30 protein-coding genes and 1 other RNA gene are annotated in these 25,710 nt (G+C 33.9%); 25 read left to right on the top strand and 6 right to left on the bottom strand.

Features of this window, described 5'->3' with window-relative positions:
• Positions 1-225: 225 nt before the first annotated feature.
• The 7 genes from ACTWP4_RS15575 to ACTWP4_RS15545 all read left to right on the top strand — a co-directional run bounded on the left by ACTWP4_RS15575 (position 226) and on the right by ACTWP4_RS15545 (position 5,558).
• The gene (locus tag ACTWP4_RS15575) at positions 226-621 is read left to right on the top strand and encodes a hypothetical protein (RefSeq protein ID WP_443129703.1); all 396 of its coding nucleotides are present in this window, start codon (positions 226-228) and stop codon (positions 619-621) included.
• On the top strand, positions 563-1,303 hold the full coding sequence (gene sdhB / locus ACTWP4_RS15570; RefSeq protein WP_443129702.1) for a succinate dehydrogenase iron-sulfur subunit: 741 nt from the start codon (positions 563-565) through the stop codon (positions 1,301-1,303). The genes ACTWP4_RS15575 and sdhB overlap by 59 nt, the downstream gene beginning before the upstream one ends.
• A 73-nt stretch (positions 1,304-1,376) precedes the next feature.
• On the top strand, positions 1,377-1,742 hold the full coding sequence (locus ACTWP4_RS15565) for a DUF1360 domain-containing protein (RefSeq protein ID WP_443129701.1): 366 nt from the start codon (positions 1,377-1,379) through the stop codon (positions 1,740-1,742).
• Between the two features lie 113 nt (positions 1,743-1,855).
• Positions 1,856-2,470 (top strand): TVP38/TMEM64 family protein, encoded by a 615-nt coding sequence (locus ACTWP4_RS15560; protein WP_443129700.1) that lies wholly within the window; start codon positions 1,856-1,858, stop codon positions 2,468-2,470.
• Positions 2,471-2,519: 49 nt separating this feature from the next.
• The gene (locus ACTWP4_RS15555; protein ID WP_443129699.1) at positions 2,520-4,124 is read left to right on the top strand and encodes an alkaline phosphatase family protein; all 1,605 of its coding nucleotides are present in this window, start codon (positions 2,520-2,522) and stop codon (positions 4,122-4,124) included.
• A gap of 39 nt (positions 4,125-4,163) precedes the next feature.
• On the top strand, positions 4,164-4,880 hold the full coding sequence (locus ACTWP4_RS15550) for an endonuclease/exonuclease/phosphatase family protein (RefSeq protein WP_443129698.1): 717 nt from the start codon (positions 4,164-4,166) through the stop codon (positions 4,878-4,880).
• Between the two features lie 111 nt (positions 4,881-4,991).
• Complete coding sequence (locus ACTWP4_RS15545; protein WP_443129791.1) at positions 4,992-5,558, top strand: YkoP family protein; 567 nt, start codon at positions 4,992-4,994, stop codon at positions 5,556-5,558.
• A 227-nt stretch (positions 5,559-5,785) separates the two neighbouring features.
• On the opposite strand, the gene ACTWP4_RS15540 is transcribed toward ACTWP4_RS15545, so the two are convergent.
• Complete coding sequence (locus ACTWP4_RS15540) at positions 5,786-6,634, bottom strand: metallophosphoesterase (RefSeq protein WP_443129697.1); 849 nt, start codon at positions 6,632-6,634, stop codon at positions 5,786-5,788.
• Positions 6,635-6,746: 112 nt separating this feature from the next.
• Between ACTWP4_RS15540 and ACTWP4_RS15535 the strand changes: the two genes are divergently transcribed.
• The 8 genes from ACTWP4_RS15535 to ACTWP4_RS15500 all read left to right on the top strand — a co-directional run bounded on the left by ACTWP4_RS15535 (position 6,747) and on the right by ACTWP4_RS15500 (position 13,410).
• Positions 6,747-7,859 carry an MGDG synthase family glycosyltransferase gene (locus ACTWP4_RS15535; RefSeq protein ID WP_443129696.1) on the top strand — a complete coding sequence of 371 codons (1,113 nt, stop codon included), beginning with the start codon at positions 6,747-6,749 and terminating at the stop codon, positions 7,857-7,859.
• A 134-nt stretch (positions 7,860-7,993) separates the two neighbouring features.
• Positions 7,994-8,869 carry an RNA polymerase sigma factor SigJ gene (gene sigJ, locus ACTWP4_RS15530; RefSeq protein WP_443129695.1) on the top strand — a complete coding sequence of 292 codons (876 nt, stop codon included), beginning with the start codon at positions 7,994-7,996 and terminating at the stop codon, positions 8,867-8,869.
• Between the two features lie 42 nt (positions 8,870-8,911).
• Positions 8,912-9,349 (top strand): carboxymuconolactone decarboxylase family protein, encoded by a 438-nt coding sequence (locus tag ACTWP4_RS15525; RefSeq protein WP_443129694.1) that lies wholly within the window; start codon positions 8,912-8,914, stop codon positions 9,347-9,349.
• A 238-nt stretch (positions 9,350-9,587) separates the two neighbouring features.
• Positions 9,588-10,148, top strand: coding sequence for an SLOG family protein (locus ACTWP4_RS15520; protein WP_443129693.1), 561 nt, complete (start codon positions 9,588-9,590; stop codon positions 10,146-10,148).
• Positions 10,149-10,210: 62 nt separating this feature from the next.
• On the top strand, positions 10,211-10,498 hold the full coding sequence (gene gpsB, locus ACTWP4_RS15515) for a cell division regulator GpsB (protein WP_443129692.1): 288 nt from the start codon (positions 10,211-10,213) through the stop codon (positions 10,496-10,498).
• 80 nt (positions 10,499-10,578) lie between these two features.
• Positions 10,579-10,964: RNase P RNA component class B (rnpB, locus tag ACTWP4_RS15510), an RNA gene on the top strand.
• 205 nt (positions 10,965-11,169) lie between these two features.
• Positions 11,170-12,309: a THUMP domain-containing class I SAM-dependent RNA methyltransferase gene (locus ACTWP4_RS15505; protein WP_443129691.1), complete on the top strand. Its 1,140-nt coding sequence runs from the start codon at positions 11,170-11,172 to the stop codon at positions 12,307-12,309.
• An 825-nt stretch (positions 12,310-13,134) separates the two neighbouring features.
• Positions 13,135-13,410, top strand: a complete 276-nt coding sequence (locus tag ACTWP4_RS15500) for a DUF6123 family protein (protein WP_443129690.1) — start codon at positions 13,135-13,137, stop codon at positions 13,408-13,410.
• Here the strand turns inward: ACTWP4_RS15500 and ACTWP4_RS15495 are convergent, their stop codons facing one another.
• Complete coding sequence (locus ACTWP4_RS15495) at positions 13,411-13,803, bottom strand: ribonuclease HI family protein (RefSeq protein ID WP_443129689.1); 393 nt, start codon at positions 13,801-13,803, stop codon at positions 13,411-13,413.
• Positions 13,804-13,902: 99 nt separating this feature from the next.
• Positions 13,903-14,586 (bottom strand): queuosine precursor transporter, encoded by a 684-nt coding sequence (locus ACTWP4_RS15490; protein WP_443129688.1) that lies wholly within the window; start codon positions 14,584-14,586, stop codon positions 13,903-13,905.
• Between the two features lie 255 nt (positions 14,587-14,841).
• Between ACTWP4_RS15490 and ACTWP4_RS15485 the strand changes: the two genes are divergently transcribed.
• The gene (locus ACTWP4_RS15485; protein ID WP_443129687.1) at positions 14,842-15,207 is read left to right on the top strand and encodes a hypothetical protein; all 366 of its coding nucleotides are present in this window, start codon (positions 14,842-14,844) and stop codon (positions 15,205-15,207) included.
• Between the two features lie 104 nt (positions 15,208-15,311).
• Here the strand turns inward: ACTWP4_RS15485 and ACTWP4_RS15480 are convergent, their stop codons facing one another.
• The gene (locus ACTWP4_RS15480) at positions 15,312-15,512 is read right to left on the bottom strand and encodes a cold-shock protein (RefSeq protein WP_058307618.1); all 201 of its coding nucleotides are present in this window, start codon (positions 15,510-15,512) and stop codon (positions 15,312-15,314) included.
• A 300-nt stretch (positions 15,513-15,812) separates the two neighbouring features.
• On the opposite strand from ACTWP4_RS15480, the gene ACTWP4_RS15475 reads away from it, so the two are divergent.
• On the top strand, positions 15,813-16,664 hold the full coding sequence (locus ACTWP4_RS15475) for a DUF72 domain-containing protein (RefSeq protein WP_443129686.1): 852 nt from the start codon (positions 15,813-15,815) through the stop codon (positions 16,662-16,664).
• On the opposite strand, the gene ACTWP4_RS15470 is transcribed toward ACTWP4_RS15475, so the two are convergent.
• A complete protein-coding gene (locus ACTWP4_RS15470) occupies positions 16,656-17,711 on the bottom strand; it encodes a C40 family peptidase (protein WP_443129685.1) in 1,056 nt (351 codons plus the stop codon). The genes ACTWP4_RS15475 and ACTWP4_RS15470 overlap by 9 nt on opposite strands.
• Positions 17,712-17,833: 122 nt before the next feature.
• Between ACTWP4_RS15470 and ACTWP4_RS15465 the strand changes: the two genes are divergently transcribed.
• The 6 genes from ACTWP4_RS15465 (at position 17,834) to ACTWP4_RS15440 (ending at position 20,844) form a co-directional block, all read left to right on the top strand.
• A complete protein-coding gene (locus ACTWP4_RS15465) occupies positions 17,834-18,787 on the top strand; it encodes a thymidylate synthase (protein WP_443129684.1) in 954 nt (317 codons plus the stop codon).
• 10 nt (positions 18,788-18,797) lie between these two features.
• On the top strand, positions 18,798-19,292 hold the full coding sequence (locus tag ACTWP4_RS15460) for a dihydrofolate reductase (protein WP_443129683.1): 495 nt from the start codon (positions 18,798-18,800) through the stop codon (positions 19,290-19,292).
• Positions 19,293-19,383: 91 nt separating this feature from the next.
• Complete coding sequence (locus tag ACTWP4_RS15455) at positions 19,384-19,563, top strand: twin-arginine translocase TatA/TatE family subunit (protein WP_443129682.1); 180 nt, start codon at positions 19,384-19,386, stop codon at positions 19,561-19,563.
• A 31-nt stretch (positions 19,564-19,594) separates the two neighbouring features.
• Entirely contained in the window at positions 19,595-19,768 is a 174-nt protein-coding gene (locus ACTWP4_RS15450; RefSeq protein WP_443129681.1) for a twin-arginine translocase TatA/TatE family subunit, read from the top strand.
• An 80-nt stretch (positions 19,769-19,848) separates the two neighbouring features.
• Entirely contained in the window at positions 19,849-20,613 is a 765-nt protein-coding gene (tatC, locus tag ACTWP4_RS15445) for a twin-arginine translocase subunit TatC (protein ID WP_443129680.1), read from the top strand.
• Positions 20,614-20,622: 9 nt separating this feature from the next.
• Positions 20,623-20,844, top strand: coding sequence for a YozE family protein (locus tag ACTWP4_RS15440; RefSeq protein WP_443129679.1), 222 nt, complete (start codon positions 20,623-20,625; stop codon positions 20,842-20,844).
• 23 nt (positions 20,845-20,867) lie between these two features.
• On the opposite strand, the gene ACTWP4_RS15435 is transcribed toward ACTWP4_RS15440, so the two are convergent.
• On the bottom strand, positions 20,868-21,203 hold the full coding sequence (locus ACTWP4_RS15435) for a YolD-like family protein (RefSeq protein WP_443129678.1): 336 nt from the start codon (positions 21,201-21,203) through the stop codon (positions 20,868-20,870).
• Between the two features lie 111 nt (positions 21,204-21,314).
• On the opposite strand from ACTWP4_RS15435, the gene ACTWP4_RS15430 reads away from it, so the two are divergent.
• Both ACTWP4_RS15430 and ACTWP4_RS15425 read left to right on the top strand, forming a co-directional pair.
• Entirely contained in the window at positions 21,315-22,466 is a 1,152-nt protein-coding gene (locus ACTWP4_RS15430) for an exonuclease SbcCD subunit D (protein ID WP_443129677.1), read from the top strand.
• A 1-nt stretch (position 22,467) separates the two neighbouring features.
• A complete protein-coding gene (locus ACTWP4_RS15425) occupies positions 22,468-25,572 on the top strand; it encodes an SbcC/MukB-like Walker B domain-containing protein (RefSeq protein ID WP_443129676.1) in 3,105 nt (1,034 codons plus the stop codon).
• Positions 25,573-25,710: the final 138 nt, after the last annotated feature.

Below are 25,710 nucleotides of genomic sequence, written 5' to 3'. Positions count from 1 at the left end.
AATGTTAATGTGTGCAAGGCAGCCGTAGTGGTGGTCAAACGGTTAATATATTTCATAATGGCCACTAATAGTAAACTCCACAGATCTACTTAGCATATAGTTAATGGTGGGCGGGTTTTGCCCAGTTTTTCTTATGTAAAGTCATAACCAGCAGTTTTTCAGATGCTGATGAATATTCCAGATTTTATTGTTTCATACTAGATAGAAAGAAAGGAGTGTGGAAGAATGCATATTATGCCAATGAAAATCACTTTTCACCCACAGGAAATGCTGAATAAACAAAATATCATTATTTTTAGCAGAGGCTGTGAGAATAGTATACATAAACAATTGTGGAACTTTAACGCCGATAGAATTTCTGTTTATAAGTTATATAATCTTATTCAAGTATTTGGAGACTGGTATGAACAAGGTTCTGACCAAAAAGTGTTAGGTGTCTTAAATATTAGACTTTCTGACAAGGATATGGTTAAAGCACGGTCAGCTCAATTAACTGCTTCAGAAATTGTTTCATTAAATTGGGAAGACTGGTTTATTTATAAGATGAATGGGGAGAAATACGATGGAAAATATTCAAGTAATTGTTCAAAGACAAGACGATCCACACTCCGATCCATATGAAGAAGAATTTCTAATTCCTTATCGCGCCAATATGAATATCATCTCCGTCTTAATGTCGATTAGAAGTAACCCAGTTAATAAACAAGGAAAACATACTGCTCCCGTACAATGGGACATGAACTGTTTGGAAGAAATTTGTGGAGCTTGTTCGATGATAATCAACGGTACTCCAAGACAAGCCTGTTCCACTTTAGTAGATCGATTAGAACAACCAATTAAGTTAAAACCAATGGAAACTTTTCCAGTTATTCGAGATTTAGTCATTGAGAGGGAGAGAATGTTTCAAGCACTTCAAAGGGTTCAGGCTTGGATTCCAATAGATGGTACTTATGATATCGGCTCAGGTCCTCGTATGGATGAATCAAGGCGTCAATGGGGATATGAGTTGTCGAAATGTTTTACGTGCGGTGTTTGCTTAGAAGCATGTCCAAATGTAAATGACAACTCCGATTTTTTAGGGCCTTTTGTTTTTGGTCAAATCGAATTAAAAAATATACATCCAACTGGTGCGATGCAGAAACAGAAACGACTTGAAGCGTTCATGGATGATGGGGGATTAGAATCGTGCGGTAATTCTCAAAACTGTGTACAAGTATGTCCGAAAGGTGTCCCGTTAACTACCTCGATTGCAAAAATCAACCGCGAAGCAACTTTAAAGTCTTTTCTTGATTTTTTTGGTTAAAAACGGAATAGGTAACAATATTATTATTATGTAAACTAATAAAAATCATAAAAGATCAGCAGGGAGGAAACCGTTGAATAAATTAAATTGGTTAACGTATTTTATTATCATTTTGGCAAGTTATCGTTTAACACATTTAATTGTATTTGATAAAATAACTGAATTTATTAGAAAACCATTTTTAAAGAAGGAAAAGGTTATCGATGATAATGGGAACGAGCATATGAAAAATGTTCCAACATCAAAATTTGGTTATTTACTAAACTGTTATTGGTGTGCAGGGGTTTGGAGTGCTATTATTATCGCTCTCTCTTATATGTATATTCCAGCTATTGCTTGGCCGATTATCTTTGTTTTATCAATAGCTGGGGCACAAGCTATCATTGAAACATTTGTAGGGGTAGGGACAAAAGTGACGAAATGGTTCAGTGATCAATAATTTTGACAATACATGCGTTATCTCTTCAGGCAACTTGCATGTTATAAACTGATACTTTCTATTTACATTACTAGATCGAATATCTATTTCAGCTTGTTTAAGGGAGTTCACTCATGAGAAAAGGAATCATTGTCGTTATTTCATATGCATTCATTTTGATCACTGCATTCTTTTTTCATGAACCTTTAATCCAGTGGTTAAATCGTAGTGAACCCTCCCATCTCCCTTTGATGTTTTTCCTTGCAGTATTATTTGGAATTATTCCTATTGTTCCCTTTTCAGTATTTGGTGCATTGATGGGGGCAAAATACGGTATTTGGTTAGGGGGAATAATTAATTGGGTTGGTTCAATCGGAGCTTCAGCTATCTTATTCATTTTTGCTCGATTTGTTTTTGTAAAGGAATTCCAGATACTTATTACAAAGTTTAATAAGATTAAAAAGTACGATGATCTTATTAGTCATAATGCATTTATAGCTGTATTATTCAGTAGGATGATTCCCATAATTCCGCCACCTGTAGTCAATATTTATTCTGGTTTAAGTTCAATGTTATTTAAGACATATATGCTAGCAACCGCAATTGGTCAAATTCCGGGTATGATTGTTTATGCATTTATAGGTAATCAACTATTTGAATCAATCGGACATTTATTAATGGGAATTTGTATCTACTTAGGGTTTTTAATCATTGTAATTCCTTTTTATCGCTGGTGGAGAACTAGTTAAATCCAATTGTGACAATGATTAATTACCTGATGGAAGAGGGGCCCATTCTATGAAGGAAGGAAGATTGAACCAAGTGTTAAAACTAACAATTTCTATTCTCATCATTTTGTTAATACTGTTTCTTATTTATTTATATTTAATCCAGCCAATCGTGAAAACGAATAAGGGATCACCACCTACAAACCATTCATCTAAACATGTTGTTATGATTATTATTGATTCATTAATGGATAAATCATTACAAAATACTTTGAAAGAAGGAAAAGCACCAGCATTAGAATTTTTAATTAACAACGGCTACTATTATCCAGATATGGTAAGTAGTTATCCTACTATGTCTGTTACTATTGATAGCACATTATTAACTGGGACTTATCCAAATGAACATAAGATTCCTGCGCTAGTCTGGTACGATGAACAAAATAAACAGTTTATTAGTTATGGTAGTGCAAGAAAGGAAATAATGAAAATAGGAATGAAGCAAGTTTTTCAAAATAGTTTGTTTCAATTAAATCATAATCACTTAAGTAAAGATGTAAAAACCATTCATGAAGAATTAAATGGACAATCAGCATCGATTAACACGCTTGTATACCGAGGAAACCAAAAGCAATTATTAAACGTACCTAGAATTTTGAATATGGTCGGTTATTTAGAAAAGGGAGATTCGATAAATGGACCTAGATATTTTTCTTATGGTCTATTATCTAAACTTAACCCTAATAATAACAAGGTTCATTTTTGGCAAGCTTTTGGTTTTAATAATAAGTTCTCAACACAAGAACTTAAATACTTGATCAAAGAAGATTATTTACCTTCTTTTTCTCTCGTTTATTTCTCTGATAATGATAAAATAGTACACAAAAATGGAGTAAAAGAAATGAAAGGAATTGAAGAATCGGATAAACAATTACAAGAACTACTTAATACGTATTCGTCATGGGAAGAAGCGATACAGGATAATATCTGGATCGTAATGGGGGATAGTGGTCAAAGTGATATTAAGAGTGATAAGGAAGAGGCCTTGATAGATTTAAGGAAATTGCTAAAAGAGTATACTATACATCAGATTAGCGGTCCGATCCAAGAACACGATCAAATTGTACTTGGATTAAATGAACGAATGTCTTTTATTTACCTTTTAGATAGTAAGATAGAGCAAGAGCATATCGCCACACAATTAAAAAATGATGATCGAATTAATTTTATTGCATGGAAACATGGTGATATGGTCAATGTCATATCAGTTGATAAGAAGGGGATGCTTTCATTTAAACCTAATGGAACATTCACTGATTTATATGGACAGAAATGGCAGATAGAAGGGAATGAAAAAATCTTAGATCTTTCGATATCAAAGGACAATACGGTGTCTTATCAAGACTTTCCAGATGGTCTCGCACGGCTATATAGCTCTTTCTATTCACATACTGGGAGATATATAATTGTTGACGCAAAACCTGGCTTTGAATTTGTTGGAGAAGGATCACCAACTCATGTGAATGGCGCTAGCCACGGTTCTCTTTATAAGCATGATTCCTATTTTCCGATGATTGTTACAGGAACATCATTGAAACCAGAACATAAGCGAATGGTCGATTTAAAGGAATGGATTTTAAGAATATTAAACAATACAAGTAAAGAAAAGAACTAAGGAAGTGCAAAATGAAAGGAATTTACGGGGGACTACTTCATGCATCTCAAGGTAATGAGCTATAATATTCATCATGGTGAAGGCTTAGATAATAAAGTGAATCTTCATCGAATTTGTAATGTTATATCTGACAGTAATGCTGATATTATCGGTTTAAATGAAGTAGATAGATGTTTTTCAAAACGAAGTCATTTTCAAGATCAAATGGAGTACCTTACAAATGAATTAAATTACTTTGGTGCTTTCAGTCCTTCACTATCATTAAAACCAAGAAATAATCAATTAATTCGGCAGTATGGGAACGCCATTCTATCTCGCTACCCTTTACATGCATCTAATAGTTATGTATTTAGCAAACGTCTTTGTTTTACTGAAGATAGATCTATACTTGAGGCCACTATTTCATTAAATGATAAATTGGTGCATTTTTATGTTACACACTTAAGCTTAAATCCTTATCTTCATAACAAACAATGTGAGTTCATTATAAATAAAGCAAAAAGACCAGCAGTTATTATTGGAGATTGGAATATGAAAGTACAATCCAAGAGATGGAAGAAGATTGTAAAAGTGTATAGGGATGTATTTGACTTCGTTGGAAATGAAACTGGTTTTACTTATCCATCCAAAAAACCTCGAGAAAGGCTGGATTATATTTTTGTTAGTAAAGATATTGAAATTTTGAATGTACGGGTTAACGATTCTATTCCAATAGCTTCCGATCATTTACCTTTAGTATCTACTTTATCCATATGACTGCTTTTTCCTCTATAATATCCTGACAAGGTAACATCTTACAGAATAATCATATGTACATAAGACAAAATAGGATTGGTATTACTTTATGAGAGGAAAAAGATAATGAATATCAAGTTATATGTACTTACTTTATGGTTATTAATTGATCCTGTTTATTTTATGTTTACCCGCCTTACTTACATCGATGATTCAAAGGATAGAGATCAAAATGTTTTCAGAGTTCGTTTAACCCGCTATAAGGGAAAAGAATCAATATTATCTGATGGAACTATTATCAAAAAAAATGATTTATTAATAAAAATCCATCTACACAATGTACAGTTAATGAAAAATATCAGAAGTATGAAAAGCGATGTTAGAAAGGCTATGGTCATTCATCAAAGTGTTGAAAAATCGTTACCACAACTTGCTGATTATGTGAATAGCCATGCCAACGCCACTGATATTAAAGGAATAATAGGTATAACCATGCTGAATCGAGGAAGTACCAAATTAGGTTTTGACACTGTCGAGATTGGGAGTCCCTTTTATAAATATTTTAAATGCATTGCTTTACTTCCGATCTACTGGTTGTCAGTTACTTCGCTTTCCTCACAAAGTCTCAAAAAACATCATCCATGTTATTTATTTATGTCCAAAAAAAGATTGTTAAATAAATATTACCAGAAAATGTAGGATGAAAAACAAATAAACCCAGGCAAGACCTATTTAACTATTCGAATAGATAAAAACTGCGTACTTGTGAAAATTTGTCCCATTCTGATTATAGTTAAGTCCATTCCTTTAAAAAAGAACTCCTATCACAGGAGTTCTTTTTGTTAGGATTTAAAACCAAATATAGGAATGTATAGTTTGCTTCATTCATTAAATAATAAATTTATAGAGCATAGAGTCACACCTATTTAAATAGCTGGATATAAATCGGCATTTTTCTTTGTGATGGATAGTTGATGTAGCGTTATTTCTGGCAGACTTCCAACTCTGATATTTACGCCAGTTTGACCGATTCCTTCACTGATATAGAAAGGTCTGCCATCCTGTGAATGAAGTCCTTTGATAATGTTCATTCTAGCAAGCTTTCCCATTTTGGCAAGATGGTATGCTTTAGGATAACAAATTTGTCCACCGTGAAAATGACCAGCTAACAAATAATCGAAATCATACTTTTTCATATCAAGTACAATATTAGGATCATGTGTCAGCACTAAATTCATCCCTTTTTTGATGGATTTATAAGAGCCGGGCAAATCACTACGCTTCGTGCTGAAATCATCAATACCAATAATGTTTAATGGCTGATTTTCAATATAAATGGTTTCATTGCTATTTTGTAAGACATTACAATTATTTTGATTAAGCGTGTCTATTAATGTTTGTAAATGTTTCCCTTTTAGAACATAATCATGATTACCTAACACAGTGTAAATGCCATACTTAGGATTCAATTTATTTAAAACCTTTAAATAAGGAATAAGCTTTGGGATTGTTCTCTTGCGATCAAGGAAATCACCGGTAAGGGCAATCAAATCAATTGTTTCCCCTTTTAGCTTTTCATATAACATTTCAGCGGATATGGAGATATTTTCTAGATGTAAATCAGAAAGGTGTAATATATTTAAAGTTGAAACTGGTTCTGCTAGGGTGTTATCTATCTTAACTTTTTTAACGACTATTTTGTGTGTGTTTTTATATGCTTTGAAAATTACAATAGCCACTAGGATAATGAAACAGATTAATAATAGCATGAACATATTCATCACTCCTCTGTTCCTAATTATACAGATTATTTTCCTTATTTGTTACGGTAATTGATGGATGGATTTCCAATATAATTTGATCAATCTGACATTTATGAGGTGCATCATGACAATTTATTCAAAGAAGATTTTATTTCTCCCATTTTTAAATATACCTTCTGGACACCACCAAGTTGCCGATTCCCTAAAACATGAAATTGAATTAAATGAACCACGAATGAAATGTGAAAAAGCAGAAATACTTTCCTATAGCTATGGAAAAATAGAAGCTTTAGTTTCAGGTTTCTATCTTAAATGGATTCATTTATTTCCTAGTTTATATAACTGGATTTATCAACAAAGTGTATATAAAAACATAGAACAACCTAAAAAATTTAGACTGTACGAACTGCTCTTTTTAGCTCAAATGAAACAACTAATAAAAGAGAAACAACCTGATTGTGTGATCTGTACACATGCATTACCATCCTATATGTTAAATGTGATGAAAGAAAAGGGTATCATTAATATTCCAGTGATTAATGTATACACTGACTTTTTCATACATAGCTTTTGGGGGATTAACCATATCGACTATCATTTTGTTTCATCTCCTAATATGAAAGAGCTCTTAAAGAAAAAAGGAATACCAGAGCAGCAAATCTGGATTACGGGTATTCCCGTTCATCATGAAATTAAGCCAGATACGAAGCCATTACACAAACCTCATTCTTCGTTTCTATCCATAATGGTGACAGGTGGAAATTTAGGGGTAGGTGCGATGGAAGATTTATTAAACAATTTAAAGACGAGTGGTAAAATAAAATTTTATGTGTTATGTGGAAAAAACAATTTGCTGTACCGTAAAGTGAAAAGGTTAAATAATCAATATCTTATCCCCTTGAAATTTATTACATGCAGAAAGGAAATGAATGAACTTTATGATTCGATAGATGGTATTTTAACCAAACCGGGTGGTGTTACGATAAGTGAGTGCTTAAGAAAGAGAAAGCCAACTTTTATATATCACGCACTTCCGGGACAAGAGGTTATCAACCTTGATCAATTGCAAAAGTTAGGTGTTGTTTTCTACCTTAACAACTGGAGGGATTTGGAGAGCCAGCTCTTTACTTTCTTTGATAGTAGTGGACATCTTAAAAAAATGAATGCAAGCTTAGCGAGCTACAACGATCAGCTAATAGATAAGAGAATATCTGAACTTATCAAGCAAATTTTGTGAAATGTCTATTTTAAGATATCAACTTTCCATTTAATTACTTCATGGTCGATTTCATCACGGTTTTGTTATAACATGTAATTAAACAACATTTTCGGCCATTGAATCATTGTTTAAATAGAAAGCTGGTAATAAAAATGGATTACAGTCATTTATATGATATGTATAAACCGCTGCTTTTCACAGTTGCTTATCGAATGTTAGGTTCTATAAAAGATGCAGAGGATATTGTACATGATGTTTTCATACAGTTGGAGAAAGTAGATCTATCCACTATTAATGATCCTAAGGCATATTTAACAAAAATGACAACAAATAAAAGTTTGAATTATCTTCAATCATCTATGAAAAAAAGAGAAGTTTATCCAGGTCAATGGCTACCTGAGCCTATTGTTAACCCAGATGCAAATGCTCCGCTGGAATGTCTTTTAAAAGAAGAATCAATTTCCTATGCTTTTGTTGTTCTCTTACATCAACTCACTGAACTTGAAAGATGCATTTATATATTAAGGGAAGTACTCGCATTTGACTACAAATTTATTTCCTCCATTATAAATCGCTCAGAGCAAAGCTGTAGAAAGGTATATAGTAGGGCACAGCAAAAAATACAAAAAAGTAAACCTTCCGATCAAACTTCTAAAGAGGAAGCGCATGAATTGGCCGAGCTATTTCTAAGTGCAGTGAAAAGCGGTAATTTTGATGCATTCATTCATTATTTATCTAAAGATGTGGTGCTTGTCTCTGATGGTGGTGGGAAAGTATTGTCCGCTATGTATCCGATTATTAGCAAGAAGCGGGTGGTTGCCTATTTAAAAGGGATTCATAGAAGAGGAACATTTCAAGGTCAGCTTAGTTTAGTGAAAGTTCATCAAAAGGTTGGAATTCTGCAGCAAAATCAAGGCGAGCCAAAAAAACTAATTACTTTTAATTACTCAAAAGCAGGTGTTCAACATATTTATGTCGTGATGAATCCAAATAAATTAAAAAATATAGGTCACACTTTCTCCTTTTAATTTGTCTTATAAGTGAAAGACAAATTAAAAGGAGGAAAAAATATGGAACAAAGAATCAATTATATGGAGATAGCACCTGATTTAGTAAAGCTTATCAGACAATTGGAAATGTACAAAAAGCAGACAGAGTTTGATGAGAAATTGATCGAATTAGTAAAGATTCGTGCATCCCAGCTCAATAAGTGTGCATATTGTATTAATATGCACACTAAAGATGCCAGACTATTAGGTGAAACGGAACAAAGAATTTATTGCCTAAGTACGTGGTGGGAAACAGACTTCTATACAGAAAAAGAAAAAGCTGCTTTGGAATTGACTGAAGCTGTTACTCAAATTGCAGAGCAAGGTGTGCCTGATAGTGTGTATCAAAAAGTACGTCAGCAATTTGATGAAAAACAATATATTGATTTAGTAGGGCTTATTATTACAATTAACTGCTGGAACCGATTATCGATCGCAAATCATAATGTTCCAGATTAGAAATTGCCCACCACATTGATCCTTTACGATAGAAGGCATATAATAACTATTAATTAGATATACCTTAGTGTGTTTACATAAACATGCTAGGGTATTTTTTCTGATTTTACATAAAATACATATAAAGTGATGTAAACAAATCTGATTATAGTATGAAATATAGGCATCACTAGAATATAATAGTGATTTCCTTTATACTAATAAATACAGTTTCCTTATAAAAAGGTAGTGTTTCAAGTTGAAAGTTATAACAGTTATTGGAAACAAACCAACAGAATTAAATATACGTAATGAAAATGATCCACGAATACCTTTTGTAAAGATTGCTCTGAAACAAAGATTGATTTCTTTAATCGATGAAGGATTAGAATGGGTGATCATGTCTGGCCAAATGGGAGTTGAATTATGGGCAGCGGAAGTGGTAGTAGAATTAAAAGATGAGTATTCAATAAAATTAGGCATATTCCCGCCATTTTTAGAATATGAATCAAGATGGCCGGATGTTTATAAGGAAGCATTTCTTCAAATCATTGAACAAGCTGATTTTTACCAACCGCTATACAACGAACCATATAAAGCACCTTATCAGTTTATTAATAAGGATTTCTGGTTAATTGATAAAACAGATGGTTGTTTAGCGCTTGTCGATGAGGAGTATCCAGGAAGTGCAGGATATGTATTGGATAAGATGAAAAATGCTATTGAATCTTCCAATTATTCGGTTTGGTATATTACACCGAATGATCTAGAAGACATTGTCAGGGAGCATCAGGAATATAATGAAAGTCATTTAGATTAAAAATTGACAACTTATATCTTTTTTGAAAAAATGATAAGTAATGATTAAATGAGGTGGAAATAATGGCAAATCAACTTAATGGAAAAGATATTTTAGAGAAGAATTTTAAAACTGCGATGAGAGGTTATAATCAAGAAGAAGTGGACGAGTACTTAGATGTTATTATCCAGGACTATGAATATTTTCAGGAAGAAATCAATCGATTGCAGCAGGAAAATGAACGATTGAGAAAGCAATCTGATCAGACACGTATTCGTCCAACGACATCTAATCATCAAGTTAATTATGATATTTTAAAACGACTTTCTAATCTGGAAAAAGCAGTCTTTGGAAAGAAATATGAAGAATAATCTACCATTCTATCTTTAGATTTCCATTGACTATTCCTTCATTCATGTTACAATAATGAAGGCTTAAATATAGTGGAATGAATGTTGAAGTAATCGCTGCACATACTAAATGTGTTGAGGAAAGTCCATGCTCACACAAGCTGAGATGCTTGTAGTGTTCGTGCTTGACGAAATCATAAGTCAAGGTAACCTTTAAGGTTAACGGCAGGGAAAGCACCTACGTCTTTTGATATGGTGTGAATACCTTGAAAGTGCCACAGTGACGTAGCTAAATAGGAAACTATTTAGGTGGAACGCGGTAAACCCCTCGAGTGAGCAACCCAAATATTGGTAGGGGCATCTTCTATTAGGGAATTCAACCGAACGAAGGACAAGCTACTATTGGCTTGTAGACAGATGATTACTCCTTTGGTACGAGGCTGACCACCGTTTGTAGTACGACAAGGACAGAACATGGCTTACGGACATTCATTCTGGTCGTAAACAGGAATTTTAACCCCTTTCTTAATTAAAAGGGGTTTTGTTGTACATAATTATAAGAGAACACACGAAATAATTCATAATGGATTCTGTGATTGGAGCAGAGATCCATGCTTGTATGTAAGAGTAGTGTGCGAAACATTGATCACTCTTACGTTTCAAGTAAGGAAGCACAAGAAAGGATTTTATAGATGAAAAATACAGTTACCTTAATTGCGACAGCAGCGATGGGTTTAGAGGCGGTTGTGGCAAATGAAGTACGTCAATTAGGGTATGAGGACGTTTCGGTTGAAAATGGAAAAGTTACCTTTCAAGCAGATCATCAAGCAATTGCTCGTTGTAATCTTTGGTTACGAACAGCAGATCGCGTGAAATTATTGATAGGGGAATTCGAAGCAAGATCTTATGACGAATTGTTCGAAGGAACGAAAGCTTTACCATGGGAAGAATATATTCCCGAAGATGGGAAATTCCCAGTTATCGGAAAATCACATAAATCGACATTATATAGTGTGCCTGATTGCCAATCGATCGTCAAAAAAGCCATCGTTGAAAAATTAAAACAGAAACACGGAATCGCTAGCTGGTTAGAAGAATCCGGTGCAGAACACAAAATAGAAGTTGCTTTGTTAAAAGATAAAGTAACGATGACATTAGATACCTCTGGAGCCGGGTTACATAAAAGAGGATATCGTGTGGGGCAGGGTGATGCACCGATAAAAGAAACACTTGCAGCAGCATTGGTTCAATTAACTAACTGGCGTGTAGATGATCCATTTTACGATTTGTTTTGCGGCTCTGGAACGATTCCAATTGAAGCGGCATTAATTGGGCAAAATATTGCACCTGGTTTTAATAGATCTTTTTCGGCAGAAGAGTGGGGATTTATTAACTCTTCTATTTGGGATCGAGCACTAGAGGAAGCAGAAGATTTAGCCAATTATGATCAGCCGCTTGCGATATATGGATCTGATCTTAATCCTAAAATGATCGAGATTGCTCGAGATAATGCGATGGAAGCAGGTCTAGCTGATTTAGTGCAATGGAAGCAAATGCAAGCTACGGACTTTCACTCAAATGCTGATGGGGGATATATCGTCAGTAACCCACCATATGGTGAGAGGATAGGCGATAAAAAAGAAGTAGAAGCTACGTATCAAAAGCTTGGAGAAGTATTAAAAGAATATCCGACATGGAGTATTTACATTCTGACTGCTAACGAAAACTTCGAAGCATTATTTGGTCAGAAAGCTTCGAAGAAACGAAAACTGTTTAATGCGTTTATAAAAACGGATTATTATCAGTATTTCGGAAAGAAAAAAAAGAAGTAGAACATTATATCCATTGAAATCTAAACTATTGTGACATCCAGAATCATTCGCATTATCAAGCGTCTATCGCATATTTCAATTACAGATATTTCACATAACGAACGTTAAACTCGTTTCTTGGATGAAACGGGTTTAATGTTCGTTATGGGTCTGTTTATCTTATTTAAAATTATCAAAACCTGGTGGGGAATGCTGGATGATATCGATAAATGGTATGGTATACGCGAATAGGATTAATGTAATTGTTATGCCGATCCACAATTTCCATTTTTCTAAATATAGAGGTGTACGCTCAGCTTTATCAGAACCCCGCGATAGGCAAGCATGTTTCCCCTAGCCTGAGCTAATTGATATCCAATCGAAGTATCCACTTGGCACTTGTTCTGCCCTTGTATAGTTAGAGTAGGTAGTCCTTCTAGGTACACCCAATAAACCAGCAATGTGATAGACCCGGACATGATCAAACCCAAATCGTATTATGAATCACCTGATTCCTCTGATGAGATGCATTGATAATGCCACCGGTACCTGCTGGGATAAAAGCCAACATCCTACCAAAGGAGCAAAAAATCTTACATCTTTCCACAGTAAAACTTTGAACATTTCTGATAAAAAAGTATGTGAACATTGTGTGATTATATGGAAAAATATAGGTCTTATAATTGGTGATTTACTATTAAATTTGGTAATTATAAGAACGTTGCTTATTTTCCTTATTAATCTAGCTAAAAGAACACTAGACTTCTATTCTAAAAAAATCTATACTAGCGGTAGCAACAATTTCGTATTCAAGATAAAAGTTTGTACATGAGTGAGGGATTTCTAATGAAAGACAGTGAAATATTGGCTTATTTCTTAGAAAATTTGTGGTCGAAGGGGTTTAAGTTAACAGATGAGGAAGTTAACTTTATATATTTTGGGAAAAAATATACAAATACTTCCGTAGAACATGTTCAGTTAGCATTATCATTTACATTGCAGCTTCAAATGTCCTTTGACCGCAGTTTTTATATCAGTTTACTGGAGTTATTTAGCCGTCATAACATCCAAAATAAAAAAGAAGCCGTTTTGCTTTTAAAACAAAATGGCTTAATGAAATAGTTAGTTATTCAATTTTAGAGCTTTTCGTGCTAAATCATCCGCATGTTTATTCTGTTTCTCCGGGATCCATTTAATAAAAAAATAAGGAAAAGAACTTGATAATTGGTTAATTTGATTTAAGTATGACTGAAATATATCATTTTTTACATGATTTTTTTCAATTGTATCCACAACAACTTTTGCATCTGATCTACACGAAATAATCTCTTCTGGAAAACGCTCTTTGCATAATTCCAACGCTTTAACAACTGCTATAAACTCCGCTTCATGGTTGGAATATACTCCAATAAATTGTTTCTCTTTTATTTGTTGTTGTCCATCTTTTATATATATGCCTATGCCACTCGGACCTGGATTTCCTTGACTGGCAGCATCTGTATAGACTTCAATCATTACATTGCCCCTAACATATCACTATAATTTTTATAGGTGTATTAATTTATTGAATGTTAAAAGAAAAATTATAAAACTATGCGAGAATCCGAATTTTTCTTAATGTTCAATCTTAGGACTTATTTTCTTTGCGATATATAAGAATGGAGTGTCTAATGCAGATACAACAAATTTAATAATATATGTTGTAAATAAAATACTGAGCCAATCGTCAAATTCATGAACATTATAAAAAGCAATTGAACAAAAGATAAGTGTATCGATAAACTGACTTATCATTGTGCTACCATTGTTACGGATCCATAAATATTTATTGGAAGGTAGTATCTTTTTTATGTTACCGTAAATCCACACATCGATATACTGGCTCACTACATATGCTAACATACTACCGATCGCAATGTTCGGAATCAATGCAAATATGGTTTCCAATGCTCCTTGTGCAAAATCGTCTGCATGAGGTGTGAACCGTAACACAAATTGCATAACAATTGTCATAATAAGAAGGGAAGAGAACCCCATCCACACCGCTTTTTTCGCTTCATTTTTTCCATGATTTTCGTTTAATATATCCGTAGCTAAAAATATTGTTCCATAGGTAATATTTCCAAGTGTAGCTACTAAACCGAGCATTTCAACTGTTTTTAAGACCTGGATATTTGCGATAACGGTAGACATACCTATCCATACAAATAGGCCGGCTTTTCCAAATACACGATACATAACTAACAATAACGCAAAATTAATAATAGCAAAAATAATCCATAATAGCTCGTTTGACAATATTTATTCCTACCTTTCTTCGAGATATATTTCACAGTCAATAAATAAAATTACCATAATTTAAAGAATTATGTAAACATAAAAGTTTGTTAGAGAAGTATTCTCACAATGGTTTTGATACTGAAAGGAATGTCAGGTTGTTACCATCCAAATGTTTTTAAACTATCTGAAGGCATACTTAACTCGGTGAATGGCAAAAGAAGTATTTGTGCATATAGTTTATTAAATAGTTTTTTTCGAGGGGAAGGCCTGTTTATGGATTATTATTTAAATCATCAAGGGTACTACGCTCCAAACTATTCTTACGCTTATTGGCCTATGCGTCAATATCAATCAGTTGATCCTAATCTTTTGGATCAATCAGCCAATGAATCTAAAAAACTCATGAAAGAAGCAAGCATGGTTCTTGATAAATTATCTGAGTCAAAAGAATTTGATGCTGAAATAATGTATGCTGCACAAGCCTCAGATTTCGAGGAAGTTAAGCGATTAATTCATTCTATAGGAGTAACATCAGATGTAGCTATTAATTTCAATCTCGACGGCTTAAGGCTGGAATTTTCATCAAAAGTAGTCAATTTGGATTGCTGTCGATTATCTATTGCATTACGTTGGCGTTAGAGAATATGACAGCTTAACAGAAGGCTTAGGATTTTCAGCAAACCTGTATACAAATGATATATATAAAAGGCGATGATTTGAATCATCGCCTTGTAAATTATCATTTATTTTTTTTCAACATTAGCAGCTTGTGGGCCTCTTTCACCTTCAACGATTTCAAATGTTACTTCTTGTCCTTCTTCGAGTGTTTTGAAACCTTCTTGTTGGATAGCGGAGTAATGTACAAATACATCATTTCCTTCTTCCAACTGAATAAATCCATAGCCTTTCTCTGCGTTAAACCATTTTACTACACCGTTTTCCATGTTATCTTTCCTCCTAAAACCTTTCACGCAAAAACGTGTTAATACAAACAAGATGACGGATAATGAAAAAGGTAGCAACCACAGAAGTATAGGATCACCATTCCATTTACTTCTATAGAAGCTACCTGATAATAATGAACCCAAAACATCTTCTTTGCTTGTTTCTACTATAGCTTAATTTACCAAATACGTCAAGATATTCATGTGGTACAAATCCTTTGTTTTCAAGGAATAAAACCTTTTCAATATCCATTGAACATGATATCGTAATAACAGAATTTTTATTTTGAGGTGTTACGATTGACAATACTAATCGGCTTAACAGGTTGGGGAGATCATCCCGCACTGTATGATAATGCAAAGGATAGACAATACAAATTAACTGCCTACAGTTCACATTTTCCTGTAGTTGAAATAGACAGCTCTTATTATGCTATCCAATCTACAGAAAATTATCAAAAATGGGTGAGTGAAACTCCTGATACGTTCTCTTTTGTTATTAAAGCGCATCAGACCATAACAGGACATGACCGGAAGGCATTAACCAATCGTGAGGCAAAGCAATTGGTCGAAACTTTTATCAGTTCGATTCAACCAGTGATTAATGCCGGCAAATTAAATACAGTACTATTTCAATTTCCGCCATGGTTTGATGTAAAACAACGTAACATACAGAAAATCAAAAAAATTAAACAATGGATGGGTGATATACCAATAGCAATTGAATTTAGGAATAGAACTTGGTTTGAAGGACATCAAAAGGAAACGTTGGCGTTTCTAAAAGACCTAGGGATAACACACGTCATTTGTGATGAACCACAAGCAGGGGAAGGTTCTGTTCCTACTGTTTTAGAAGCAACAAATGACCGTGTATTAATCCGCTTCCATGGAAGAAATGTTCATGGATGGAATAACCACGGTCAAGATAATTGGAGGGAGGTTCGTTTTTTATACCGTTATAACCAAACAGAGTTAGAGGAATGGGTGAACCATATAAACTGGCTAAAAAAACAAGCAAAAGAAATAACGATATTATTTAATAATAACTCTGGTGGGGATGCAGCTGATAATGCTAAACAATTATTAGAATTACTGGATATCACATATCAGGGATTACACCCTAAGCAAATCGATTTTTTTGACTTAATGTAGAGTAACTCGTTTGGCACCTAAGTATCTTTCAGACCAATAACTATTGCTTAATTTACTAATTCCTACACCATTGGACTCGCCAGCATGAATAAATTGACCATTACCAATGTAAATACCAGCATGAGATGGACCAGGTTTATATGTTTCAAAAAAGACTAAATCTCCTACAGATGGTTGATCAACATGCTTGGTTGCATTCCATATATCACTTACAGTTCGTGGTAGACTTATACCTAGTTGGTTAAATACATACTGTAAATAACCACTACAATCAAACCCGGCAGTGGATGTACCACCCCATACGTATGGTGTTCCAATATGAGTTTTAGCCGTAGAGATAATTGCACCTACACTTACCGACGTTTTAGACGATGATACTTGCTTTGGCTCTGAAGATGATTCTTTTTTTGTACTATCTGATTGGACGTTGTCGGCTTCCTGATCTGTTCGACTTATTACTTCCACAGACGCAACTTGTGGAGTTTCAACTGTTTTTTCTTGCACTTCTGCTTCAATATGATGAATTTCCATCCCTGTATCCTGTTTGTAAGCTTTTACCGCTTCATTTGATTTCTCACCATAGATACCATCGATATTCGCACGGTAGTATCCAAAGTAAAATAAAGCTTCCTGTACCTTTTTGACTTCTTCACCACGGTCACCCATTGAAAATTCTAGTTCATGTTGTTGTAATATGTTTTCATAATATTCTTCTTCTTTATTTATAATAGCTTTTACTGTTTTTTCATCTGCTTTTCCACTTTCTTTTAATAAATGATCTTCTTGGAATTTCTTTAATGCATATTCTGTTAAAACACCAAACTCTCCATCAATGGATGAATCATAGTACGATAATCTTTGTAATTTATGCTGTAGCATCCGGACTGATTCATGCTGCATACCGTATTTCAGCATGTTCGATTGCTCAAGTATTTCGTTTTGCATCATTGGATAGGCATCGACGTAGAAAGAAAATGGTTGGCTAAATGCAAAGCTGTAAGCGACGGAGTGTTTTACTACTCGTGATATTTGATCTTGTAACATCATAAAACCACCCCTTGCGAAATAATTACTTACAGAAAAATTTATGTTAAAATGGGGGAAATATGATTTATAGTTAACTTTGTTACGTATTTGTAATAAACGCTGGTCAGGAAGGAAGATAAAAGATGTCAATGAGTGAACAAAACTATTTAGATTTATGTAAAAAAGTACTTGCAGAAGGTACAAAGAAAGATGATCGCACAAATACAGGTACTTTATCTATATTTGGCCATCAAATGCGCTTTGATCTACAGGAAGGATTCCCGTTACTAACAACTAAAAAAGTACCCTTCCGTTTAATTGTTAGTGAATTATTATGGTTTATTAAAGGGGATACGAATATTCGTTACCTTTTAAAGCATAATAACAATATTTGGAACGAATGGGCGTTCAAAAATTGGGTGGAGAGCGATGAGTACGAAGGACCGGATATGACAGATTTCGGTCATCGTTCGTTACAGGATCCTGATTTTAAGAAAGTATATGATCAGCAAATGAATATTTTCAAAACTAACATTATAGAAGATGACGGTTTTGCAGCCAAGTTCGGAGATTTAGGTTCTGTGTATGGTAAACAATGGCGCGCTTGGAAAACGGCTCAAGGGGAAACGATTGATCAATTAAAAGATGTTATCGAAGCAATTAAAAATAATCCTTACTCAAGAAGACATATTGTTTCTGCATGGAATCCTGAAGATATTCCTAGCATGGCGCTACCGCCTTGTCATACGATGTTTCAATTTTATGTTGCGGATGGAAAATTAAGCTGTCAGTTATATCAGCGAAGCGGTGATATCTTTCTTGGGGTACCTTTTAATATTGCTAGCTATGCCTTACTAACACTGCTTATTGCCAATGAATGTGGATTAGAACCAGGTGAATTTATCCATACTTTTGGTGATGCCCATATTTATGCAAACCATCTCGAACAGGTGGAAACGCAATTAGAACGCAAACCTAGAGCATTACCAACTATTTCTATTAAAGAAGGAGTATCTATTTTTGATGTAGAATTAGAAGATATTAAGTTGGAAAATTATCAACCACATCCCGCTATTAAAGCACCAGTAGCCGTATAGGAGGAGTAAAATGATTTCATTATTATTTGCAATGGGAAAAAACCGGGTGATTGGAAAAGACAATACATTACCTTGGCATTTACCAAAAGATCTAAAATTTTTCAAAGAATTAACGACATCTCATTCCATTATAATGGGGCGAAAAACATTTGAGTCGATGAATGGCCCTTTGCCGAAACGTGAAAATATTGTGCTAACCACCAATCAAGAGTTTGCTCATGATAATTGTAAAGTGATTCATTCAATTGATGAGATTAAAGAAATGGACCAGTCTAATCCTGAGAAAGAATGGTTTGTAATCGGTGGTGAAGAAATTTTTAAGCAAGTGCTTCATTTTGCGGATCGAATCTATATGACCTATATTGATGAAATGTTTGATGGCGATACTTTTTTCCCGGATTTCGATGAAACAAAGTGGAATATCACCAATAAAGAAAAAGGAAAAAAAGACGAAAAAAATACATATGACTATTACTTTATTCAATATGATCGGAAAAAGTCATAATATTTTCATCGTTAATAAAGACAAGTACTTGAAATCATGGTAAGATAAAAGGTAATGGTAATCTGATTATACATAAAGGGGCGCATAAAATATGTTATCTTCTATTGGCATTCCCGGGCTAATTTTAATATTAGTGATTGCATTAGTGGTTTTTGGACCGAAGAAATTGCCTGAAATTGGTAAAGCAACAGGGGAAACGTTACGTGAATTCAAAAATTCTGCACGTGATTTGACAGATGAAGAAAAAGAACAAAAGGAAAATAAATCGTAATTTTTATTGATTAATAAACGAGGTGAACGTCATGTTATCTAATATTGGCTTTCCAGGGTTAATTTTAATACTACTTATTGCATTGGTTATTTTTGGACCTTCTAAATTACCTGAGATCGGCAAAGCTGTGGGCAATTCTTTACGCGAGTTTAAAAAAGCTACCAATGATATTATGAATGATGATGAAGATAAATCAGGCAAATAAGTAAAGAAAAGATGTAAAAGACATTCTTTTACATCTTTTTCTTGCATATAACACTGGCTATTGATGAAGGGACGTTTAAAATGAAGCAAGACAAATCCTTACCAAATGAAAAGGAAATGGGGTATTTAGACCATTTCGCTGAATTACGTAATCGCTTTTTATGGACCGCGCTAATATTTGTATTATTTTTTATCGGTGGTCTTTATTTTGTGGAAGATATTAGGGATTTCTTTTTAAATGATATTGATATCACACTAAATCTCATTTCTCCAGAGGAAATTATCTGGATCATCTTCATGATTGCTTTTATCGTTGCTTTTGCTGCAACATTACCATTTCTATGTATGCAATTATGGTTATTTGTTAAACCAGGTTTAACGAAAAGAGAGCAACGAATTTCATTGGTTTATATTCCAGTTATTTTTATATTGTTTATATCCGGGCTCGCTTTTGGTTATTTCATTTTCATACAACTCATTCTTCCATTTGTATTATCATTGAACGATGGAATGTTTGATACGATGTTCACAGTTGAAAACTATTTTCGCTTTATATTTAGAGTGACATTACCGTTTGCTGTATTTTTTGAAGTCCCGGTTATTACTATGTTTTTAACTAGTTTAGGTGTTGTTACACCACAATTTTTAAGTAAAACGAGAAAGTATGGTTATTTCATCCTTGTTATCATAGGAACTATGATTTCACCACCAGATTTTATATTGCAAATTGTGGTTGCCATTCCATTAATCGTACTATATGAAATCAGTATTATGTTATCGCGAATTGTTTATCGTAAAAAACAAGCGAAACATCGTGAATTTATGGAAAATAACTCGAAGGATTGATCGAAGAATATGAAATCTTTTTATCACTTTATGATGCGTTATCGTGGAAATAAACAATTGGATGATTCCAGAAGATTAGCTGACTGGATGTTTTATGATCACGACTTCCCAAAGCATTCTCACGATTACTATGAGATTAGTAGTTATCTTGAGTGGCACACTCCATTTCCAGAAGCAATTGCAACATTTGATCGTTTATGGGATGAGTATATAGATGAAGTTAAGCCATGAGTGTTCCAAACTACTCATGGCTTTTATTCCTCATACAGTAACTCTATTGCTACAATATTATCGAATGGAATCTTTTTTTTCACAGATGCTTCTTGGATGGTTATCTTTTTTTCTGTTGACTGCAACTTAACGATATGACCAAAAACAGACTCAAAAGAACCATTTTGATAATAGCTTAGTTTTACTTTGTGATTAGATTGCAGCGCCTGTTGTAGCGTTAGTTCCATTTCATGAACACAATCTTCATTTAAAACTGGTTTTTCCTTAGAAGATTCTTCGTAAAAGAACTCTTGCAACATCTCAACATGTTCAGGCAGCATTAAGGAAGCCCATTTTATTTTACCTCTATCGTGTATCAAACAAACCACCTCACTAACATCATACACGAACGTAGGTTCTTAATCAATGGACTTCGATCATTTGTTCGTGTATAATTGGTAGTAAAATATGGAAGGAATGGTGACTATTATATGAAGATTTTACATACAGCTGATTGGCATTTAGGAAAAATTGTTCACGGATTACATATGACAGAAGACCAAAGTGAGGTCCTACAGCAGCTTATTGATATCATCCAGGCAGAAAAACCAGATGTTATCGTCATTGCAGGTGACCTCTATGATCGAGCGGTTCCACCAAGAGAAGCAGTTGAATTATTAAATTCATTCTTTACTACAGTATCAGTTGACATGGAGATCCCAATTATTGCTATTTCTGGTAACCATGATAGCCCAGATCGACTAGGCTTCGGGGCAAGTTTATTTCGTTCCAAACAATTATATTTAGCTACAACTATTGAGGATATATTTAAACCAATACATTTCAGCGATGGAACTAACGATGTCTATTTTCATTTAGTACCTTATTTAGAACCAGAACAAGTGAGGCACTATTTTCAAGAGGAATCCATTCAAACACACCAAGAAGCTATGGAGCGTATCGTGAGACAGATTGAAGAAGAAATGACAGAGCAAGCTCGACACATTTTGGTCGGACATGCTTTTATTGCAGGTGGAATGGAATCAGAGTCAGAAGAAAGACTTACGATGATTGGAGGCACTCCTTACATTGATGCATCTATATTTAAATCCTTTGATTATATTGCCTTAGGTCATCTTCATCAACCTCAAAAAATAAAAAGTGACTTTATCCGTTACAGCGGTTCCATCATGAAATATTCCTTTTCAGAAGCAAACCATAAAAAAACTGTCACCATCTTGGAAATAGATGAGCGTAAAAAAACAATAAACACTATTCCCTTAAAAGCACCAAAGGATTTACGAATTGCAGAGGGTTATTTTGAAGAATTGTTAGAGGGAAAAGTGGTGGAAGCGACTACTGATTACCTGCAAATTCGATTACTGGATGATGGTCAAATAATTGATCCCGTTACAAAGCTTCGTAAGCTGTTTCCAAATATTTTACGTTTAGAACGCAAACATCACTTAGTACATCATTCACTTAAAGAGATCCAATCGATAAAAGAAAAACAAAAAATGACCCATGAACAACTATTTGCTTCTTTCTATAAAGAAATAAAAGGAACAGAACTTTCTGAAGAGCGGGCGAAATATGTAGAAGATGTCATACAAAAAGTAATGGTAGAAGAAAGGGGAAAATAATATGCGCGCATTAAACCTTGAGCTAACCGCATTTGGACCCTACCGAGAGCAACAACAAATAACTTTTACTGATCTGGGAGAAGAACCGATATTTTTGATTACCGGTCCAACTGGTGCTGGAAAGACAACCATTTTTGATGCAATTTGTTACAGTTTATATGGAAAAGCCAGTGGTACTGACCGTGATCAAGATGCATTTCGTAGTCATTTTGCTGACGTAACTGAATTAACTTCAGTCTGTTTTACCTTTGTATTGCATCAGAAAACGTATCGTGTAGTGAGAAGCCCGAAACAACAAAAACCTAAAGCACGAGGAGAAGGATATACAGAAGAACCTGCAGGTGCCAGTCTTTACGTATATAATCAAGATCAACAATGGGAATTAATTGTTTCAAAAATAAAGGACGTCAATGAAACAATTGAGGAAATGATCGGACTTGATTATGAACAATTTAGGAAGATGATTATGATTCCCCAAGGTGAGTTCCGAAAACTAATCTCCGAAAATAGTAAAGAACGAGAAGAAGTGTTACAAAAAATATTTCGGACTTATTTTTATAAAAATATTACTGATAGATTAAAAGAAGAAGCAAAATCTTTGAAAGAACAACTTGAAAGACTAGATTGGCAATATCAACATGAATTAGAAAAATTGCCAGATGAATCGATCGATCCTGACTCAGAGGTGAAGGTGAAAGAACAACTAGAAAATCGTTACCACAAACTAGAAGAACAAAAAGCATCATTAAATAAAGAACTAGAGCAAGTAAACAATCAATTAACTTTATTACAAGAGCAATATTACCAGCAAAAAAAATTAGTAGATCATTTTCAAGAGTATGAACAACTTCAAGAAAAACAAAATCAATTGCAGCTAAAACAAAAAGATATAGTTATTTTACATGAAAAACTCGAACTCGCAAAAATAGCGGAGAAAATAAAACCGGTAGAAGAATTAATGCAAACTAGGAAAAAAGAATATCAATCGCAACAACAGAAATTTGAGGATATAACTAAACAACAAAAAGATGTCCAGATTCTTTATGAACAATCTAAGCTTAAATATGAAGAAGAACAAAAGAAAGAAAAAGAACGTGAATCACTACAATTTCAATTGAAAGAGCAGCAGCAACTACTAAAGAAGATGGATCAATTCGAAGCTTCTGGTAACAAACTGACTAAACTAGATAAAACAATAAAAAGAACTTTAGAGAAACAAACTGAGCTGGAAAATAAAATCAAAGAACTAGAAAAAATGAAAGAAACGAGTTACGAGATAAGAGATAAGATCCATGAATCAAACAGCATTTTGCAACAACTTAAGCATGAAAAAGAACAACTGCAACGTAAAGCAACAGATATGCAAGATTTAAAGAAGGAATATCGAGAGCTTTTAGTGTTAAGGAAAGACTATCAGCAATATAAAAATGTAGTCGATAAGCTGCAAGCAAAAGCTGATGCACAGACAAAGAGATGTGAACAGTTAGAACAGAAAAGAAAAAAACATTTTGCAAGTCATTTGGCAGCATCATTGGAAGCTGGAGATGCGTGCCCTGTATGTGGCTCCAACCACCATCCAGACCTGGCCAAGATAGAAGATTCTTCTATTTCAGATGAATGGATTGAAAAAGAAAACCAATACCTTACTACACTACATGAAGAAACAAAAAATATGCAAATGACACTCCTACAAATTAAAGAACAAGGAGAAGGGAAAAAACAAATTGTTACGCGATTGATTCAATCGTTAGAAATAAAAAAAGAAAAAGTCACTAAAGAGGAAATACAACAATTAGATAAATCCTTACTTGGAAGCATCCAAAATAATAAAAATGAAACACAAGACCATCTCAATAAGGCTCAAGAATTCCATAATCAATTCAAGCAAATTCAAAAGGAATTACAGGATTATGATCGATTAAAGCAAGAATTAGTACAAACACAAGAAACATATCAGGAATTAAGTAAAGAATATCATCAACTCCATGCTAACTATTCACAACTTAAAGCGCAACTTCCTGCTGATACAGAATCACCTGCAGCCTTTAAACAACAAGTGAGCATGTTGGAAAAGGAACTAAATCATAAATTGCAGTATTGGAAAAATGTACAAGATCATTATGAAAAAGTGCTTGAAGAAAAGAACAAGGCAGAAACAAAATATCAGGAAGCAAAACAATTCACTGATCAGTTACAACAAAAATATACAGAACAAGAAGAGATATTTAAGCGGACACTTGCCAATTATCAATTTGCGGCGATTACAGATTATAAACAAGCCCTTCTACCATCTGAAAAGCAACTGGAAATGGAAAGTAAAATATCACAGCATGACGAGCAAAAAAATGTAGTGAAAAACAGATTAGACAATCTAAAAGAATGGATAAATGATATTGAAAAACCAGATTTAACAAAAATGGAAGAAAAGATGGCAGAAGTAGAAAAAGATAAAAATGACAAATATAAACATATCCAAGCTATTGTTCTTCAAATCGATCAGTTAGTTGAGACGATTCGGAAAACAAATGATTTAGAAGAAAGAATGAAAGAAAGAAATGATGATTATTTCCATATTGGAGAATTGGCTGATTTAGCCAGAGGTGATAATTCTGCAAGACTTTCATTTGAACGGTTTGTATTATCGACCTTTTTAGATGAAATATTGTTGCAAGCCAACATACGTCTTGATCAAATGACAGATCATCGTTATCAATTAATTCGAAGCGAAGAATTAGCAAAGCGTGGAGCTCAGAGTGGTCTTGACCTTGAAGTACTAGATCATTATACAGGTAAGAAAAGATCAGTAAATACCCTTTCTGGTGGGGAAGGCTTCAAAGCAGCTCTTAGTCTTGCATTAGGGATGGCCGATATTGTCCAAGCTCATGCAGGTGGTGTACAATTAGACACACTATTTATTGATGAAGGATTTGGTACACTTGATGAAATATCTCTAGAGCAAGCTATTAAATGTTTAAAAGATTTACAACAAGACCATCGTGTGATCGGTGTTATTTCCCACGTAGCACAATTAAAAGACGAAATTAAAGCCAAATTAGTTGTGGAATCATCTCCAAACGGTTCTACAGCGAAGTTCAGAATTGGCTAAAAACAAGCAAAATGATACAAAATTCAACAACAACCAAATAATTACTGTCAAAACATGCGCTTACCCAGGAAATATTATTTGTCATCAAATATTCATTTCCTATTAAGGTGCTTCATTGACCAAATACTTCACGTTGAC

Origin of the sequence: Gracilibacillus sp. D59 (assembly GCF_052246695.1) — a bacterium.
Classification (GTDB): Bacteria; Bacillota; Bacilli; order Bacillales; family Amphibacillaceae; genus Gracilibacillus.
Note: the sequence above shows the minus strand (reverse complement) of the source record. Positions and strands in the feature narration are given on the sequence as shown.